Origin of the sequence: Dactylosporangium sp. CA-092794 (genome assembly GCF_050948465.1) — a bacterium.
Lineage (GTDB): Bacteria > Actinomycetota > Actinomycetes > Mycobacteriales > Micromonosporaceae > Dactylosporangium.
In genome coordinates, this window is record NZ_CP192044.1 from 454,076 (window position 1) to 470,921 (window position 16,846).

The 16,846-nt window shown below is 74.7% G+C and carries 14 protein-coding genes; 12 read left to right on the forward strand and 2 right to left on the reverse strand.

Annotation, left to right across the window (positions count from 1 at the left end):
- The first annotated feature begins 116 nt into the window (after positions 1-116).
- Positions 117-1,553 (forward strand): polysaccharide biosynthesis tyrosine autokinase, encoded by a 1,437-nt coding sequence (locus ACQPXD_RS01990; RefSeq protein WP_432834212.1) that lies wholly within the window; start codon positions 117-119, stop codon positions 1,551-1,553.
- On the opposite strand, the gene ACQPXD_RS01995 is transcribed toward ACQPXD_RS01990, so the two are convergent.
- Positions 1,528-2,067 (reverse strand): low molecular weight phosphatase family protein, encoded by a 540-nt coding sequence (locus tag ACQPXD_RS01995; protein ID WP_432834214.1) that lies wholly within the window; start codon positions 2,065-2,067, stop codon positions 1,528-1,530. The genes ACQPXD_RS01990 and ACQPXD_RS01995 overlap by 26 nt on opposite strands.
- Here ACQPXD_RS01995 and ACQPXD_RS02000 point away from each other — a divergent pair.
- The 11 genes from ACQPXD_RS02000 (at position 2,050) to ACQPXD_RS02050 (ending at position 15,129) form a co-directional block, all read left to right on the forward strand.
- Entirely contained in the window at positions 2,050-3,168 is a 1,119-nt protein-coding gene (locus ACQPXD_RS02000) for a DegT/DnrJ/EryC1/StrS family aminotransferase (protein ID WP_432834216.1), read from the forward strand. The genes ACQPXD_RS01995 and ACQPXD_RS02000 overlap by 18 nt on opposite strands.
- A complete protein-coding gene (locus ACQPXD_RS02005) occupies positions 3,165-3,740 on the forward strand; it encodes a sugar transferase (RefSeq protein ID WP_432834218.1) in 576 nt (191 codons plus the stop codon). The genes ACQPXD_RS02000 and ACQPXD_RS02005 overlap by 4 nt, the downstream gene beginning before the upstream one ends.
- The gene (locus ACQPXD_RS02010) at positions 3,737-4,360 is read left to right on the forward strand and encodes an acetyltransferase (RefSeq protein WP_432834220.1); all 624 of its coding nucleotides are present in this window, start codon (positions 3,737-3,739) and stop codon (positions 4,358-4,360) included. The genes ACQPXD_RS02005 and ACQPXD_RS02010 overlap by 4 nt, the downstream gene beginning before the upstream one ends.
- Positions 4,357-5,562, forward strand: coding sequence for a glycosyltransferase (locus ACQPXD_RS02015; protein WP_432834222.1), 1,206 nt, complete (start codon positions 4,357-4,359; stop codon positions 5,560-5,562). The genes ACQPXD_RS02010 and ACQPXD_RS02015 overlap by 4 nt, the downstream gene beginning before the upstream one ends.
- Positions 5,559-6,809 carry a lipopolysaccharide biosynthesis protein gene (locus tag ACQPXD_RS02020; protein WP_432834224.1) on the forward strand — a complete coding sequence of 417 codons (1,251 nt, stop codon included), beginning with the start codon at positions 5,559-5,561 and terminating at the stop codon, positions 6,807-6,809. The genes ACQPXD_RS02015 and ACQPXD_RS02020 overlap by 4 nt, the downstream gene beginning before the upstream one ends.
- Complete coding sequence (wzy, locus tag ACQPXD_RS02025; RefSeq protein ID WP_432834226.1) at positions 6,799-8,007, forward strand: O-antigen polysaccharide polymerase Wzy; 1,209 nt, start codon at positions 6,799-6,801, stop codon at positions 8,005-8,007. Before ACQPXD_RS02020 ends, wzy begins: the two co-directional genes overlap by 11 nt.
- Positions 7,992-9,206 carry a glycosyltransferase family 4 protein gene (locus ACQPXD_RS02030; protein ID WP_432834228.1) on the forward strand — a complete coding sequence of 405 codons (1,215 nt, stop codon included), beginning with the start codon at positions 7,992-7,994 and terminating at the stop codon, positions 9,204-9,206. The genes wzy and ACQPXD_RS02030 overlap by 16 nt, the downstream gene beginning before the upstream one ends.
- Complete coding sequence (locus tag ACQPXD_RS02035) at positions 9,196-10,989, forward strand: DUF4012 domain-containing protein (protein WP_432834229.1); 1,794 nt, start codon at positions 9,196-9,198, stop codon at positions 10,987-10,989. Before ACQPXD_RS02030 ends, ACQPXD_RS02035 begins: the two co-directional genes overlap by 11 nt.
- Before the next feature lie 83 nt (positions 10,990-11,072).
- On the forward strand, positions 11,073-11,777 hold the full coding sequence (locus ACQPXD_RS02040; protein WP_432834231.1) for a hypothetical protein: 705 nt from the start codon (positions 11,073-11,075) through the stop codon (positions 11,775-11,777).
- 220 nt (positions 11,778-11,997) lie between these two features.
- Positions 11,998-13,269 carry a nucleotide sugar dehydrogenase gene (locus ACQPXD_RS02045; protein ID WP_432834233.1) on the forward strand — a complete coding sequence of 424 codons (1,272 nt, stop codon included), beginning with the start codon at positions 11,998-12,000 and terminating at the stop codon, positions 13,267-13,269.
- 234 nt (positions 13,270-13,503) lie between these two features.
- Positions 13,504-15,129, forward strand: coding sequence for a hypothetical protein (locus ACQPXD_RS02050; protein ID WP_432834235.1), 1,626 nt, complete (start codon positions 13,504-13,506; stop codon positions 15,127-15,129).
- Positions 15,130-15,132: 3 nt separating this feature from the next.
- Here ACQPXD_RS02050 and ACQPXD_RS02055 read toward each other — a convergent pair whose 3' ends face one another.
- Positions 15,133-16,719 (reverse strand): S8 family serine peptidase, encoded by a 1,587-nt coding sequence (locus tag ACQPXD_RS02055; RefSeq protein WP_432834237.1) that lies wholly within the window; start codon positions 16,717-16,719, stop codon positions 15,133-15,135.
- Positions 16,720-16,846: the final 127 nt, after the last annotated feature.

Below are 16,846 nucleotides of genomic sequence, written 5' to 3' on the forward strand. Positions count from 1 at the left end.
GCGACGATTCTTCACGAATGAGCCGCTTATTTCGGCGTAAAAGCCGTATCGCACCCCAAAACCGCAAGGCGGATGTCACTCTGAGTCTAACGATCTGCTACAGGAGGTCATGGCGTATGGAGCTGCGCGACTACGTCAGCGCGGTCCGCAAACGCTGGTGGCTGGTGGCCACGACGGCGTGCCTGGCGCTGGTCGGGGCGGTGGTGGTGACGGCGCGGACGGCGCCGACCTACGCCGCCGGGGTCACCTTCTTCGTCAGCACCTCCAACACCGGCGCCAACGATGCGTACCAGGGCGGCCTGTACTCGCAGCAGCGCGCCCGTTCCTACGCCGACCTCGTCGACAGCGACCGGCTCGCGGGCGCCGTGGCGGCGGACCCGGCGATCGGGCTGGACGCGGCCGGCATCCAGCGGCGGGTCAGCGCGCGGACCGTGCCGGACACGGTGCTGCTGGAGATCACCGTCGTGGACACCGACAGCGCCCGGGCGCTGCGCATCGCCCAGGCGGTCGCGACCCGCTTCGCCGCGCTGGTGGCGACCCTGGAGACGCCGCCCGGGGCGAGCAACCCGACCGTGCGCGTGGACGTGGTCACCGGGCCGCGGGTCAGCACCACGCCGATCAGCCCGCAGCCGGTGCGCAACTTCGCGATCGCGCTGCTGCTGGGGCTGGTCGCCGGGGCCGCGGCGGCGGTCGTGCGGGAGGTCCTGGACACCAGCATCCGGTCGGCGGCGGGCCTTCGTCAGGCGACCGGAAAAGCCGTTCTGGCGGCGGTACCCCATGATTCGCACGCCATCGAATCCCCGCTGCTCGTCGAGGACGCGGCCTGGTCGCCGCGCGGCGAGGCGATGCGGCACCTGCGCACCAACCTGCAGTTCGTCGACCCCGACCGGCGGGCCCGCTGCGTGGTGGTGACCAGCGCGCTGCCCGACGAGGGCAAGTCCACGATCGCCTGCAACCTGGCCATCGTGCTCGCCGAGGCCGGGCACCGGGTGCTGCTCGTCGACGCGGACGTGCGCCGGCCGCGGCTGGCCGGGTACCTCGACCTGGAGGGCGCGGTCGGCCTGACCAACGTGCTCGTCGGCCAGGTCGACCTCGACACCGCGGTGCAGCGCTGGGGCGACCGGGAGCTGTGGGTGCTGCCCAGCGGCTCGATCCCGCCCAACCCGAGCGAACTGCTCGGCTCGCAGCAGATGACCAGGCTGCTGGCCGAGGTGAGCGAGGCCTACGACTACGTGGTCGTGGACAGCTCGCCGCTGCTGGTCGTCACCGACGCCGCCGTGGTGGCCAGCCGCGCCGACGGTGCGGTGCTGGTGGCCCGGGCCGGGCGGACCACGGTGGCCCAGGCGCAGGCCGCGGTGCAGGCGATCGAGGCGGTGTCGGCCCGGCTGTTCGGCTGCGTGCTCAACGCCGCCAAGGGCGGCACCGGCGACGGCTACACGTACACGTACTACGGCCCGCGCGACGCCGAGCGCCCGGGCCGGCGCTTACCGGCACCGCCGGAGCCGGCCGCGGCGGAGTCCATACCGGTCAGAGCCGGGATGCGAGGAGCCTGAGGATGGCGGTGATCGTCTCGGCGCAGTCCCGAAAGCCCTCGATCGGCCCGCCGAACGGGTCGTCGAGATCGTCGTCCGCGGGCGTGCCAGGCTGCAGCCGCCCGCGGACTCCCGCGACCGCGGCCGGGGTGAGCGGACCGGGCGGCAGCGCGGCCAGATACCGGCCGTACTGCCGCAGCGTGAACGTCCGCGCCGCGGTCGCCGGGGCCAGCGTCACGCAGTGCGCCCGCTCCGCCCGGCTCGCGGTGAGCACCAGCTCGGCCCCGGTCAGCAGCGGCGGCGTGACCCGCCGGCTGCGGAAGCCGGCCGGGTCGGCGCCGAGCTCGCGCAGCACGGTCGCGGCGTGCGCGGGCAGCTCCCGGCCGGGCACCGCGTGCGTGCCGGCGCTCTGCGCCGCCAGCCCCAGCGCGCGGGCCAGCCGCTCGGCCATCGGGGACCGGCACAGGTTGGCCCGGCAGACGAAGAGCATCAGGGTGGACTCCAGCGGGGGTGTGCGGTGAACACGCGTATCCATCTCTCGGCCCCGGACGTCTCCGGCGTCGAGGAGCGCTATCTGGTCAACGCGCTGAGGTCCGGCTGGGTCGCGCCCGTCGGGCCGGATCTCGACGCATTCGAAAGCGAGATCGCCCGGCGGTGCGGCGTCGCGCACGCGGTCGGGGTCAGCTCCGGCACCGCCGCGCTGCACCTGGCGCTGCTCGCACTCGGCGTCGGGCCCGGGCAGGCGGTGATCGTGCCGACGCTGACCTTCGCGGCGACCGCGAACGCGGTGGTGTACACCGGCGCCGAACCGGTCTTCGTCGACAGCCTCCCCGGCGACGGCAACGTCGACCCGGAGCTGGTCGTCCGGGCCGCCGCCGACCTGCGCCGGGAGGGCCGGACGGTGGGCGCGGTCGTGCCGGTCGACCTGTTCGGCGCCTGCGCGGACTACCGGGCCCTGGACGGGCTCGGCGTGCCGATCGTGGAGGACGCCGCCGAGGCGCTCGGGGCGAGCCGGGACGGGCGGCCGGCGGGCTCGTTCGGCCGGGTCGCGGCCCTGTCCTTCAACGGCAACAAGATCCTGACCACGTCCGGCGGCGGCATGCTGCTCACCGGCGACGGCGCGCTCGCCGCCCGCTGCCGGCACCTGGCCACCCAGGCCCGCGAGCCGGTGGCGCACTACGAGCATCGCGACGTCGGGTACAACTACCGGCTCAGCAACGTCCTCGCGGCGCTGGGCCGCGCGCAGCTCACCCGCCTCGACGAGATGATCGCCCGGCGCCGGATGCTGCGGGAGGGCTACCTCAAGCAGTTCGCCGCGGTCGACGGCACCCGCCTGCTCGGCGAGGGCGACCCAGGCGCCAACTGCTGGCTCACCACGCTGGTGGTCGACGAGCAGCGGGCCGGCTGGTCCGCCGCCGATCTCGGCGCGTGGCTGGCCGCCCGGGACATCGAGACCCGCCCGGTGTGGAAGCCGATGCACGCCCAGCCGGTGTTTCGCGACCGCCGGGCCTGGCTGACCGGCGTCGCGGACCGGCTCTTCGCCACCGGCCTCAACCTGCCCAGCGGCTCGGGCCTGCGCGACGACGCCCGCCGGCGGGTCTTCGACGCGATCAGCGATTTCCTGGGTACCCGATGAAAAGAGCCTTCGACCTCGTCGGCGCCGGCGTCGCCGTGGTGCTGCTCGCGCCGCTCATGGCCGTCACCGCCGTGTTCGTGAAGGCGACGCTGGGCGGGCCGGTGCTGTTCCGCCAGGAGCGGGCGGGCCGGCACGGCGCGCCGTTCACGCTGGTCAAGTTCCGTTCGATGCGGGAAGGGCCGGGCAGCGACGCCGAGCGGCTCACCGCGGCCGGGGCGTTCCTGCGCGCGAGCAGCCTCGACGAGCTGCCGGCGCTGTGGAACGTGCTGCGCGGCGAGATGAGCCTGGTCGGGCCGCGCCCGCTGCCGGTGGCCTACCTGAGCCGCTACACCGCCGAGCAGCGGCGCCGGCACGACGTGCGCCCCGGCATCACGGGCCTGGCCCAGGTGCGCGGGCGCAACGCGCTGAGCTGGGAGCAGAAGTTCGCCTACGACCTCGAGTACGTGCGCCGCCGCTCGCTCGGGCTCGACCTGCGCATCCTCGCCGAAACCGCCCGCGCGGTGCTGCGCCGCGACGGCATCACGGCGCCCGGCGCCGCGACCGCACACGAGTTCCAGGGTGTGAACAGATGAAGAACGGGCTGGTGATCGTCGGCTGCGGCGGGCACGGGCGGGAGCTGCTGATGATCGCGCGGGCGGCCGGCCTGCCCGTGCGCGGCTTCGTCGACGACGGGCCGAGCCAGCGCAACCTCGACCGGGTCGCCGCCCTCGGCGTGCCGTTCCTCGGCCCGACGGGCCGGCTGAGCGACGAGCGGCCGTCGATCGGCTACGTGATCGGCATCGGCGACCCGCGCATCCGCGCCCGCATCGACGATGACCTGCGCCTGCACGGGCTGGCCGCGGCGACGCTGATCCACCCGGCGGCGACGATCGGCCCCGACGCGGTGCTCGGCGAGGGATTCGTGGCGTTCGCCGGCGCGCGGGTCACCACCAACGTCACCATCGGCCGGCACGTGCATCTCAACCAGAACGCGACCGTCGGGCACGACTGCGTGCTCGCCGACTTCGTGCAGGTCGGCCCGCTGGCCGCGATCTCCGGCGACTGCCACATCGGCTCCGGGGTGTACATCGGCACCACCGCCTGCGTGCTGCAGGGGCTGCGGGTCGGCGCCGACGCGACGGTCGGCGCCGCCGCGTGCGTCACCCGCGACGTCAAGCCGAAGACGACCGTGAAGGGGGTGCCCGCGCGATGAGGGTGGCGCTGGTGATCAAGACCGCCGACGGCGGCCGGTGGACCCTGCCGCACGTGGACGAGCTGCGCGAGCGCGGCCACGAGGTGGTGGCGGTGCTGCCGCCGGGCAGCGAGGGACAGCTGCGCAAGGCGCTGCACGACCGGGGCGTCGACGTGGTGCAGTCCGCGTTCGACTTCCGCTTCCGGCCCGGCCCGGGGACGCTGCGCGGCCTGCTCGGGCTGCGCCGGCAGCTGCGCGGCCTGGCACCCGACGTGGTGCACTACCACCTCTACGCCTCGGCGCTGGCCTGCCGGCTGGCCACGCTCGGCCGCCGCGGCGCGGCGCCGGCCCGGGTGCACATGGTGCCGGGGCCGCTGTTTCTGGAGTCCCCGCTGATCCGGGCGGTCGAGCGGGGGCTGTGCCGGCTCGACGACGTCACGATCGGCGGCAGCGAGCACATCGCCGGGCTCTACCGCGAGATCGGGCTGAGCGAGGAGCGGACCCCGGCGATCCCGTACGGCGTCGACGTCGAGCGGTTCACCCCGCCCTCGGCCGTCTACCGGGCCGCGTCCCGCGACGCGCTGTGCGCCGGCGACGACACGTTCGTGGTGTGCATGGTCGCCTACGTCTACGCGCCGAAGCGGCTGGTCCGCCGGGGCCGCGGCGTGAAGGGCCACGACGTGCTGCTGGCCGCCTGGCGGGAGTTCACCCGGGACCGCCCGGACGCCCGGCTGGTCCTGCTCGGCGGCGGCTTCGACGCGGCCGGCGCGGCCCACAAGCGGCGGCTGCTGGAGCGCTACGACGTCCCGGCCGACCGCACCATCGACTGGCACGAGTCCGCGCTGGACGTGCGCGACTGCTACGCCGCTGCGGACTGCAGCGTGAGCCCGTCGCTGTCGGAGAACCACGGCGCGGCGCTGGAGGCGGCCGCGATGGGCGTGCCGAGCATCGTCTCCGACGCGGGCGCGCTGCCGGAGACGGTCGATCCGGCGTCGGGCTGGATGGTGCCGCGCGACGACCCGGCGGCCCTGGCCGCCGCCCTGCGCGAGGCCTACGCCGACTTCCGGGCCGGCACCCTGGCCCGCCGGGGCGAGGCGGCCCGGGAGCGGGCGGTCCGGCTGTTCGCCCAGCGCCCGGCCGCCCGCGCGGTCGCCGACGTGCTGGAGCGCGCCGAGCGGCGCCGAGGCGAACGGCGCCGCCCGCGCGGAGCCGGCGTTCGATGACCGCGACCGGGCATCGCGCGGGCCGGGTGCGCCCCTCGTTCTCCGGCAACGTGATCTGGGGCGTGGCCGGCAACGGCGGCTACGCGCTGTGCCAGTGGCTGGTCCTGGTCGTCGTGGCCCGGCTGGGCACCGCGGAGATGGTCGGGCAGTATGCGCTGGGCCTCGCGGTCGGCGCCCCGGTGGTGCTGCTGGCGAGCCTGTCGCTGCGCACCGTGCTCGTCACCGACCCCAACGGCGAGCACCCGTTCCGGCGCTACCTGCGCATCCGGCTCGCGGCGATGGCGGTGGCGCTGCTGGTCATCGCCGCGATCGTGGTCCTCTTCCGCCTGCCCGCGGCGGTGGTACTGCTCGTCGGCGCGGCAAAGGCCTTCGACGGCGTGGGCGACATCTACCTGGGCCTGCTGCAGCGCCACCACGACCAGCGCAGCATCGCGGCGGCGCAGCTGGTCAACGGCGGGCTGACGGTGGCGCTGACCGCGGCGCTGCTCTACGGCACCAGCAGCATCGCCTGGGCCGCGGCCGGCTCCGCGGCGGCGTCGCTGATCACCTGGCTCATGTGCTGCGCCCCGTTCGCCGGCCGCTTCCACAACCGGCCCGGCCCGCGCCCGCCGCGGCGCACCCACCGGGCCGCCGGCGGCGTCGGCGAGCTGCTGTGGGTCGCGCTGCCGCTGGGCCTGGCCTCCGGGCTCGCCTCGCTGACCGTGAACGTGCCTCGCTACGCGCTGCAGGACCGGCTCGGCGCCGCCGCGCTCGGGGCGTTCGCCGCCGCCGGGTACCTCGTGCTGACCGGCAACGTCTTCTTCTCCGCCGTCGCGCAGACCCTGCTGCCGCGCCTGGCCGAGCTGCGCGCGAACGGCACCCCGGAGGGCTTCCGCGGCCTGCTGCGCCAGGCGCTGCTCGGCGTCGGCGTGGCCGGCGGGCTGGGCGTGTGGGCGGCCTGGCTGTTCGGCTCCGGGCTGCTGCGGCGGCTGTACGGCGAGCAGTACGCCGGCCAGGGCCGCGTGCTCGCCGTGCTCGCGCTGGCCATGGTCCTGGGCGGGGCCTGCTTCGTGCTCGACGCCGGCCTGTCCGCCGCCCGCCGCTTCACCGGCCAGCTCGCCGTGAACGCGGCGGTGCTGGTGACCGCCGGGCTGGCCGCGCTGCTGCTGGTGCCGCGCTACGGCGCGCTCGGCGCGGCCTGGGCCACGGTAGCGGCCGCGGCCGTGCACTGCGCGCTCAAGTTGGAGGTGCTGCGGCGTGCCCTTTGACCTCGCGCAGGAGCCCTGGCTCTCGGTCGGTCTCGCGGCCGTCGCCGGGCCGGTGCTGCTGTTCGCGGGGGGCCGCCGGGACCCGCTGGGCTACCTGACCCTGTACTTCTTCCTGTTCGGCTTCGGCCCGGTGGTGAGCTACCTGACCGGCGGCACCATCTACAGCGGCACCAACCCGCAGCTCATCGGCCGGGCCGCGCTCGGGCTGCTGCTCGCCTTCGCCGGCGTCGCCGGCGCCGGCCTGCTCGTGCGGCAGCGCCGCGACGTGGCCGACCCGATGCGCCGCCCGGCCGAGCGCCGGTTGCCGCTGGTCCCGGCGGTCCTGGCGGCGCTGGCGCTCTACGGGCTGGGGGTGCTCGCCTGGGGCGGCGGCGCGTTCCTGAGCGGGACCAAGCTCGACCGCGTCGCCGTCGCCGGCCCGCTGCACTACGACTACCTGCTGCTGCAGATGTGCGCGTGCGCGCTGTACTTCGTGGCGTACGAGACCTCCACCGGCCGGTTCGCCTACCGGCTCAACCTCGCCGTCTACATCGCCTACTGCCTGGCCACCGGCGAGCGGGACTTCATCTTCGTGCTCTTCGCGCTGGTCCTGCACCGCGAGCTGGTGCGCGGCGGGCGCCGGCTGCCGCGGCCGGTGCTGTGGGGCGCCGCGCTGCTGTTCGGCGCGACCGCGCTGTTCGGCCTGCGCGGTGGCGGGCAGGCCAGCGTGCTCAACCAGGGCTCGGTGCTCTTCGTCGACACCTGGGTCATGACGCACGTGCCGTCGGCCGAGCCCTTCCAGCACGGCCTGAGCTACCTGCACGCGCTGCTCAACCTGGTCCCCGGACAACCGCAGGAGCCGCTGTCGCAGTGGCTCGTGGACCGCTACGCGCCCGGCAGTTCCTCCGGCTACGGCTTCTCGCTGACCGGGGAGGCGTACCTCAACTTCGGCCTGCTCGGCATCCCGGTGCTGTTCGCGCTGCTGACCCTGGTGCACCGGTGGCTGGCCAACCGGATCGACCGGGCGCCGGTCTACGCCTACGGCAGCCTGCTGTTCACCGTCGCCTGGATGTACGGCTTCCGCGGCGAGAGCGCGTCGCTGCTCAAGACCTGCCTCTACGGCGCGGTGTTCTACGGCGTGATCCGGCTGGTCTCGGTGCGGGTGACGCCGGAGGCCGCCCCGCGCGCGGAGGAGGAGCCGGCGTGCGCCTGGTCGTGACCAGCGAGCAGCGGTACCAGCGCACCCCCGACGGGCGGGTGTGGTCGACGACCGGCACCGCCAACGACTTCTGGCAGCGGTACCGCGCCGTCTTCGCCGAGGTGCGGGTCGTGGCCCGGGTCGCCGACGCACCCGGCCGCCCGCCGCGGGCCCAGCGCGTCGACGGCGAGGGCGTGGAGGTGTACGGGCTGCCGTACTACCTCGGGCCGGTGCGGTACCTGCTGCGCCTGCCCCGCCTGCGGGCCGCCGTGCGCGCCGCGGCCGGGCCGGGCGACGCGGTGCTGCTGCGCGTGCCGTCGGCGATCGGCACGCTGCTGCACCGGGCGCTGCGCCGCCGGCGGAGCCCGTTCGGGCTGGAGGTGGTCGGCGACCCGTACGACGTCTTCGCCCCCGGCGCGTCCCGGCACCCGCTGCGCCCCCTGCTGCGCTGGTGGTTCACCCGCCGGCTGCGGGCCCAGTGCCGGGCCGCGGCCGCCGTGTCCTACGTGACCGAGCGCGAGCTGCAGGCCCGCTACCCGGCCGGGCCCGGTGCGGTCAGCGCCGCCTACTCGAGCATCGAGCTGCCGCGGAGCGCGTTCGCGGACCGGCCGCGCCGGCCCCCGGGCGCGGCGAAGGTCGCCGTCCGGCTGGTCAGCGTCGGCTCGCTGGAGCAGCCGTACAAGGGCGTCGACGTGCTGATCGAGGCGCTGCCGCTGCTGGTCGAGGCGGGCCTGTCGGCGAGCCTGGTGCACGTCGGCGACGGCCGCTGCCGCCCCGGCCTGGAGCGGCTGGTCCGCGAGCGGCGCCTCGGCGGCCGGGTCTCCTTCGCCGGCGCCGTGCCGCCCGGCGCCCCGGTCCGGCTGTTCCTCGACGACGCCGACCTGTTCGTGCTGCCCTCCCGCACGGAGGGGCTGCCCCGGGCGCTCATCGAGGCGATGGCCCGCGGCCTGCCGGCGGTCGCCAGCCGCGTCGGCGGCGTGCCCGAACTGCTCGGCGGCGCGCAGCTGGTGCCGCCCGGCGACCCGGTCGCGCTGGCCTGCGCGATCACCGCGCTGGCGGCCGACCCGGACGCGCTGGCCGCCGCGTCCGCGCGCAACCTGGCCCGGGCCCGCAACTACGCCGCCGAGACCCTGGCCCGCCGTCGCGCCGACTTCTACCGCGCCCTGCTCGTCGTCACCGCCCCGGATCGGGTCGAAGAGGTGGTGAGCGGTGCGGACTGAGCGCCTGCGGTGGCCGCTGCGCACCCGCCGCCGACGGTTCGTCGCGGCCGCCGTCGCGCTGGTCGTGCTGCTCGCCGGGTTCGGGCTGCGCCTGGCCGCGGTCGGCGCCGACGCGGCCGGGCACCTGCGGCGGGCCATCGCCCTGGTCGGCGACCTGGAGCGGCAGCTGCGTGCCGGGGACCTGGCCGGGGCCCGGGTCACCGCCGGCGACCTGCGCCGGCAGGCCGAGGCGGCGCGGGCCGACGCGCACGGGCCGAGCTGGTGGGCCGGCCGGCGCCTGCCGGGCGCCGGGGACGATCTCACCGCGGTCGGCGCGGTCGCCGATGCCGTGGACGCCGTCGCCGCCGGGGTGCTGCCGCCGCTGCTCGACGCCGCCGACGGGTTGAGCAAGGCGATGGGGCGCGGCTCGTCCGGTACCGATGCGGATCTCAAAACGGTCGAGGCGGCGGCGCCCAGGATTGCCGCGGGCGCCGCCACCGCCCGCGCCGCCCAGCGCCGCCTCGCCGCGCTCGACCGCGCCGGGCTCACCGGCCCGGTCCGCGACGCCGTGCGGCAGGTGAGCGACGGCCTGGACCGGGTCGTGCCGCTGCTGGACCCGGCCGCGCGGGCGGCCCGGCTGCTGCCCCGGCTGCTCGGCGCCGACGGACCGCGGACCTATCTGGTGCTGTTCCAGAACCTCGCCGAGATCCGCGCCACCGGCGGCATGCCCGGCGCGTTCGCCGTCGTGCGGGCCGACCGCGGCCGGTTCAGCCTGGTCGAGCAGGGCACCGCGGCGAAGACGCTGCGCACCTTCGACGCGCCGGTGCTGCCGCTGGACGCCGACCAGGAGGACCTGTTCACCGACCGGCTCGGCACCTATCCCGCCGACGTGAACCTGACCCCGGACTTCCCGACCGCCGCCGCGCTGATCCGCGAGATGTACCGGCAGCGCTCCGGCCGCTCGGTCGACGGGGTGCTGGCCACCGACCCGGTCGCGCTGGCCTACCTGCTCGGCGCGACCGGACCGGTGGCGCTGCCCACCGGCGGGCAGCTGACCGCCGGGAACGCCGTCCGCCAACTGCTTTCCGAGGTGTACCTCACCATCGCCGCCGAGCCGGACCAGGACGCCTACTTCGCCGGGGCCGCGAAGGCCGTGCTCGAGCGGCTCATGGGCGGCGTGCCGATCAGCCGGGAGCTGGCCTCCGCCCTGTCGCGGGCGGCAGCCGAGCGGCGGCTGCTGGCCTGGAGCGCGCACCCGCAGGAGCAGGCCGACATCGCCGGGACGGTGTTCGCCGGCACGCTGCCCGACGACGACGGCGCCCGCCCCACCGTCGGCGTGTTCCTCAACGACGGCACCGGCGCGAAGCTCGGCTACTACCTGACCCGCTCGGTGAGCGTGCAGACCGGCCGCTGCCTTGCGGGCGGTGCGCGCCCGCTGCGGGTGACCGTCACCCTCGGCTCCAACGCGCCGGCCCGCGGCCTGCCGCCCAGCGTGCTCGGGCTCGGCCTGGCCGGGCCGTCGGTGGTGCGCACCAACGTGCTGGTGTACGCGCCGACCGGCGGCTCGCCCGTCGCCGCCCGGCAGGACGGCGCCGAGGTCGACCTCGGCACCGGGCTGGAGAAAGGCCGCGAGGTCGCGGTGTTCACCGTGGACCTGGCCCCGGGCGCGCACAGCACGCTCGTGGTCGACCTGGTGACCGGGCCGCTGCCGAACCAGGGCGCGGTGACCCCGCGGCTGCTGCTGACGCCCGGCAGCGCGCCGTGGAACTCGCGGATTTCGGCGGGCCCGCCCTGCGACAAATGAGCATGCGAGGAAAAGTCCGGTTCACCCCTATCGAGGGGATTTGCGGGTTTACGGTGAGGATCGGGGAGAGGAGAGGGAGAGCCATGCGAAGCCGAACAAGAACGGCGCTGACAACATTCGCCGGCCTCGCCGGCGCCGCCGTCGCGGCGGCCGTGCTCGGCGCACCGACCGTTGCCCAGGCCGCCCCCGAGGCGGCATACCCGGCGCCGGCTCCGGCCATCCGGGTCAGCGCGGCGTCGATCTCGGTCGGCGACGCGGTGCGGCTGCAGGGGCGAAGCTTCGTCGCCGGCGAGCCCATCGCGATCCGTGTGCAGTACCGCATCACGCGCAACTCCGGTGGCTTCGACAACCCGTGGGGCGTGAGCGTCAACGGTGACCGCCGCGCCGACGACCAGGGCCGGTTCTCGGCCCGGATCCGGCTGTCGATGCCCGGCTACGCGATCATCAAGGTCACCGGCAAGCAGTCGCACAAGACGCTGACGGCCGCCGTGCGGGTCCAGGCCTGGCGCAACCCGTGGCCGGACGACATCTTCGACGGCACGCCGCTGGGCTCGAGCCCGGTGCGCGCGGGCCACTGGGATGGCGGGGACCGGCCGGTCGGCTTCTTCGGCCCGTTCCGCAGCGGCTGGTCGCCGTTCCGGCTGCAGGCCAACGAGGTGGCCGCCCCGGCCGCCAAGGACGACGGGCCGCGCACCTACGGCGCGGAGCTGCTGCCGGGCCTGCTCGGCCTGACCGCCCTGGTCGGCAGCACGGTCCTGGCCTACCGCCGCCGTCGCCCGACGCACTGATCCTTCGCCGGGTTCCCCCGCGCTCGCGTCTGCCGGCTGCCGCCGGCCAGGTCACCGACCACCTCGTCGGATGCGGGTTCCCGGTTTCCACCGTCGCTGTCTCGGATTTATCCAGACACTTCGTGCCCGAATAAATCCGACATATCACGATTTAAGGGTATCCCGGCCCGTCGGTGCGATCAGCGCCCGGCGGGCCGGTGACTTCCCAGATAGGATGATCATGGGCAAAGTCGTCATCATCGGGCAGGGGTACGTCGGCCTGCCGCTGGCCATCCGGGCCGTCGAGGCGGGCGACGACGTCGTCGGGCTCGACACCGACACCGACCGCATCAAGTCGCTCGGCGCCGGGCTCTCCTTCGTCGAGGACGTCTCCGACGAGCGGCTCGCCCGGGCGCTGGCGACCGGGCGGTACCGGCCCAGCGACGACTACACGGACGCGGCCGGCTTCGACACCTGCGCGATCACGGTGCCCACCCCGCTCACCGACGGGGTGCCCGACATCAGCCACATCGAGCACGCCGCGCTGCAGATCGCGCCGTACCTGCGGCCCGGCTGCACGGTGATCCTCGAGTCGACCACGTATCCGGGCACCACCGAGCGGGTGCTGCGGCCCCTGCTGGAGCACACGAGCGGCCTGCGCACCCCCGACGACTTCCACCTCGGCTACAGCCCGGAGCGCATCGACCCGGGCAACCGCACCTGGCACCTGGGGAATACGCCGAAGCTCGTCTCCGGCATCGACGAAAGCTCGCTGGCGGCGACCCGCGCGTTCTACGAGCGGTTCGTGGAGCGGCTGGTGCCGGTCTCCGCCCCGCGTACCGCCGAGCTCACCAAGCTCTTCGAGAACACCTTCCGGCACATCAACATCGCGCTGGTCAACGAGCTGGCGATCGTGGCCGACAAGCTCGGCGTCGACGTGCGCGAGGCGATCGCGGCGGCGGCGACCAAGCCCTTCGGGTTCATGGCCTTCGACCCCGGCCCGGGCGTGGGCGGGCACTGCCTGCCGATCGACCCGTCCTACCTGTCCTGGCAGGTCAAGCGGGAGGTCGGGCAGCGGTTCCGGTTCATCGAGCTGGCCAACGACGTCAACGAGGGCATGCCGCACTACGTGGTGCAGCGCCTGACCGCCGGCCTGAACGCCCGGTTCAAACCGATCAACGGCAGCCGGATCCTGCTGCTGGGCCTTGCCTACAAGAGCAACGTCGGCGACCTGCGCGAGTCGCCGGCCCGCGCGGTCGCGGAGCTGCTCGTCGACCTCGGCGCCGACGTGCGCGCGGTCGAGCCGCACGCGCTGCCGCGGGACCTCGGACTGCTCGGCGGGGTGACGCTGGTCGATCTGACCGCCGTCGAGGTGATGGCGGCCGACGCGGTCGTCGTCCTCACCGATCACGACGACTTCGACTACGCGCTCGTGGAGGAGAACGCGCAGTACATCTTCGACACCCGCAACCGCTTCCGGGTCACCTCCGGGCGGGTGGTAGAGCGGTTGTAGCCACCGTGCGGGGCGGCACCCAGCTTGGTTCGGTAGCCTGCCGCGGTGATCGTCGCGCCCACCCGTCTGCTGCTCGTGCGAGCCGGCGTGGTGTTCGGCGGCGCCGGGGTGCTGCTCGTCGAGCTGTTGTCGGCGGTTGGCCTGCTCAATCGCGCCGCGATCATCGCGCTGTGGGTCGCGGCCGCGCTGGCGATCGGATTTTTCGGATATAAGCGGCTTTTCGGAATTGTCCGGATGGTGCCGGAGGCCTGGCGCAAGGCCGCGCGGTCCGAACGGGTGGTCGCCGGGTTCCTCGGCGCGATGCTGCTGGCCGACCTGCTCGTCGCGGTCCTGGCGCCGCCGAACAACTTCGACTCGCAGACCTATCACCTGCCCAAGATCGAGCACTGGGTGGCGCAGGGCGGCGTCGGGTTCTACCCGACCGTCATCGACCGGCAGCTGGCCATGGCGCCCGGCGCGGAGTACCTGCTGCTGCACCTGCGCCTGCTCACCGGCGGCGACGGGCTCTACAACCTGCTCCAGCTCGCCGCCGGCATCGGCGGCGCGATCATCGCGTCGCGGATCGCCGCGCAGCTCGGCGGCTCCCGGCGCGCGCAGCTGATCGCCGCGCTGGTCTTCGGTACCACTCCCATCGTCGTGCTGGAGGCGACCAGCACCCAGACCGACCTGGTGGTCGCGCTCTGGGTCGGCAGCGTGGCCACCCTCGTCCTCGACGAGCTGCGCCGGCGCACGGCGTGGCCGGCGATGCTGCTGCTGGGCGCGGCGGCCGGGCTGACCCTGCTGACCAAGGCGACCGGCCTGCTCGCGGTGGGCCCGCTGCTCCTGCTCTGGTTCGGCGCGCAGGTCAGGCAGCGCCCGATCTGGCGGGCCGTGGCCGGTGCCGCGATCGTCGCCGGGGTGATGGCGTTGATCGCCGGGCCGTACCTGTGGCGGGTGCAGACCACCTACAGCAACCCGCTCGGCCCGAGCCACCTGCGCGACTCGATCTCGATGCAGCGCCACGACCCGGCCTCGGTGCTCGTCAACGCGCTGCGCATCACCGAGACGGCGCTGCAGACCCCGGCCGGCCCGGTCGGCTCGGGCGCGATCGTCGGCCTCGCCCACGCCCTCGGCGTCGACCCGTCCGCGCGGGACATCACCTACTGGGGCGCGACCTACCCCTACGAGTCCTGGCCGCCGGACGAGGACCGCGTCTCGTTCCCCGTGCAGGGCGCCTTCATCCTCATCGGCGCGGCCGTGCTGCTGTGGCGCCGCTCGCCGGCCCGCCTCTACGCGGCGGTGTTCTGGCTCGCCGTCCTCGCCTACGTGGTGACGGTGAAGTGGCAGCCCTGGGGCAACCGGCTGGTCGTGTTCCTGATCCTGCTGGGCACCCCGCTGGCCGCGCTGTGGGCCGACAGCCTGATCTCGGTCGGTCGGCGGGTGGTCGCCGGGGTGACCGTGCTGGCGCTGTCCGCCGGCGCGGTGGCCGGCGCGTTCGCGGTGTCCTACGGCTGGCCGCGCCGGCTGGTCGGGCACGGCTCGGTGTTCACCACCAGCGACCAGGACGAGCGGTTCATCCGCCGGCCGGAGTGGGGCACCGACTACCGGTGGGCCGCCGACGCGGTGCGGGCGTCGGGCGCGAAGCGGGTCGGGATCGTGCAGGGGTACAACACGTGGGAGTACCCCTGGTGGGTCCTGCTGCGCGGGGACGACCTGGTGTCGCTGCAGTCGCTGCAGCCCGACCTGCCGGCGCCGCCGGTCGACTCGGTCGACGCCGTGGTCTGCGTGGATCCACCGATCGGATGCTGGTTCTACATCCCGCCCCAGTGGAACCCGCAGACGCACGGCTCGGTGACCTATGCGATCCGGCCCAAGTCCTGACGGTCAGTCGCCCCAGACGTCCGCCGCCCAGACGTCGCCGGACCAGGTGTAGCCGGACCACGTATAACCGGACCAGGTGTACCCGGACCACGTGTAACCCGACCAGGTGTACCCAGACCAGGTGTAACCCGCCCACGAGTCGCCGGACCAGGTGTAACCGGACCACGTGTAGCCGGACCAGGTGTAGCCCGACCACGCCGGGTAGGAGGCGGAGGCGGCGCTCCAGCCGGAGCCGGTGAGGCGCCGGCCCATCCAGGTGCCGCCGACCCACGCCGTGCCGGCGGAGCTGGCCTTGGCCCAGGCGGCCGTGTTGAACGGGCCGAAGAGGTCGTTCTCGCCGGTCAGCACGGCGTCGCCGGCGGAGAGGTGCCAGCTGCCGCGGGCCGCCTCCAGCGAACCGACGCCGGTGCTCGCCGGCCAGGTCTGCACCGCGGCCGGCCGCTTCGCGCGCGCCGCCTGGCCGAGGTTCAGCTCGCCCGCGCCGGCCGCCGGGCCGGCCTTCGGCAGCTGCCGCGCCGTGCCGACGAGCAGCGCCTTGACCTGGTCCGGGGTCAGCTCGGGGCGCTGCTGCAGCAGCAGCGCGGCGGCGCCGGAGACGACGGCGGCGGACTGGGAGGTGCCGCTGCCCTTGAACAGCCGGTCGCCCACCCGGGCGTCCGGCGACTCGGTGTCGGCGTAGCTGCCGGGGTCGCGCAGGGAGACGATCGAGCGGCCGGGCGCGACGAGGTCGACCCGGCGGGACGCGGTACCGGCGCTGCTGAAGTCGGCGACGGTGTCGTCCGCGGTGTTCGCGGTGCCCGCCGTGTCGGCCGCGCCGACCGCGATCACGTAGGGGTCGGTCGCCGGGTTGTTCAGCGCCGGCCGATCGGTGCCGCCGTTGCCGGCCGCGACCACGACCACGATCCCGGCCCGCCAGGCGTTCTCCACCGCGTGGGTCAGCGGGTCGATCTGGTAGCTCTGGACACCGTCGGTGCCGTAGGACAGGTTGAGCACCCGGATCGGCCGGCGGGGATCGTCGTTGCGGTGCTCGACCACCCAGTCGATCGCGGCGATCACCTGGGAGACGTCGCTCGCCCCGTTCGCGGCGCCGACCTTCACCGAGGTGAGCGTGGCGTCGGGGGCGATGCCGCGGAAGCCGGTGCGGGAGTCGTTGCCGGCGATGATGCCGGCCAGGTGCGTGCCGTGGCCGTAGGTGTCGAGGTGCCGCAGCGCGTCGCTCTGGCTCTCCACCGACAGGTCCGGCCCGTTGACGACGTTGGTGCCGCGCAGCCCGTCGACCGGGACGACGCCGGTGTCGACGAGCGCCACGCCCACGTTGCGGCCGGTCACACCGTCCGCCCAGAGGCGGTCGGCGCCGACGGCGCTGGCCGCCTCCGCGACGGTCGTGCTCGCCGTGGTGTCGTAGCGCCAGCGCGGGTTCCCCCGGTGCCCCGGTGAGGCGTCGCGGCCTTGCGACCGGTTGTAGCCGGGCGCCGCGTCGTTGCCCGGTGCCGCGGCGGCGACACCCGGTGCCACGGCGGTGGCCAGCACGGCAAGCGCGCCGCCGAGCAGCAGCGCGCCGCCGCGGGACGGGGAGATCTTCGGGGTCATGCAGGCTCCTTCGGTTTCATTTCGCTACGAAGCATGACCGCGCGACTACGAAGAGTGAATATGATGGGTGGCGGAATGGTCGACCGGTGAGCCGGCTCCGACCGGTGGGACGACACGGCCGTTGCGC

What these genes read in the sequence shown, in the direction of transcription:
- ACQPXD_RS01990 (WP_432834212.1), top strand. Translation starts at nt 117, where the DNA reads ATGGAGCTGCGCGACTACGTCAGCGCGGTCCGCAAACGCTGGTGGCTG.
- ACQPXD_RS01995 (WP_432834214.1), bottom strand. Translation starts at nt 2,067, where the DNA reads ATGGATACGCGTGTTCACCGCACACCCCCGCTGGAGTCCACCCTGATG.
- ACQPXD_RS02005 (WP_432834218.1), top strand. Translation starts at nt 3,165, where the DNA reads ATGAAAAGAGCCTTCGACCTCGTCGGCGCCGGCGTCGCCGTGGTGCTG.
- ACQPXD_RS02010 (WP_432834220.1), top strand. Translation starts at nt 3,737, where the DNA reads ATGAAGAACGGGCTGGTGATCGTCGGCTGCGGCGGGCACGGGCGGGAG.
- ACQPXD_RS02015 (WP_432834222.1), top strand. Translation starts at nt 4,357, where the DNA reads ATGAGGGTGGCGCTGGTGATCAAGACCGCCGACGGCGGCCGGTGGACC.
- ACQPXD_RS02020 (WP_432834224.1), top strand. Translation starts at nt 5,559, where the DNA reads ATGACCGCGACCGGGCATCGCGCGGGCCGGGTGCGCCCCTCGTTCTCC.
- ACQPXD_RS02040 (WP_432834231.1), top strand. Translation starts at nt 11,073, where the DNA reads ATGCGAAGCCGAACAAGAACGGCGCTGACAACATTCGCCGGCCTCGCC.
- ACQPXD_RS02045 (WP_432834233.1), top strand. Translation starts at nt 11,998, where the DNA reads ATGGGCAAAGTCGTCATCATCGGGCAGGGGTACGTCGGCCTGCCGCTG.
- ACQPXD_RS02050 (WP_432834235.1), top strand. Translation starts at nt 13,504, where the DNA reads ATGGTGCCGGAGGCCTGGCGCAAGGCCGCGCGGTCCGAACGGGTGGTC.
- ACQPXD_RS02055 (WP_432834237.1), bottom strand. Translation starts at nt 16,719, where the DNA reads ATGACCCCGAAGATCTCCCCGTCCCGCGGCGGCGCGCTGCTGCTCGGC.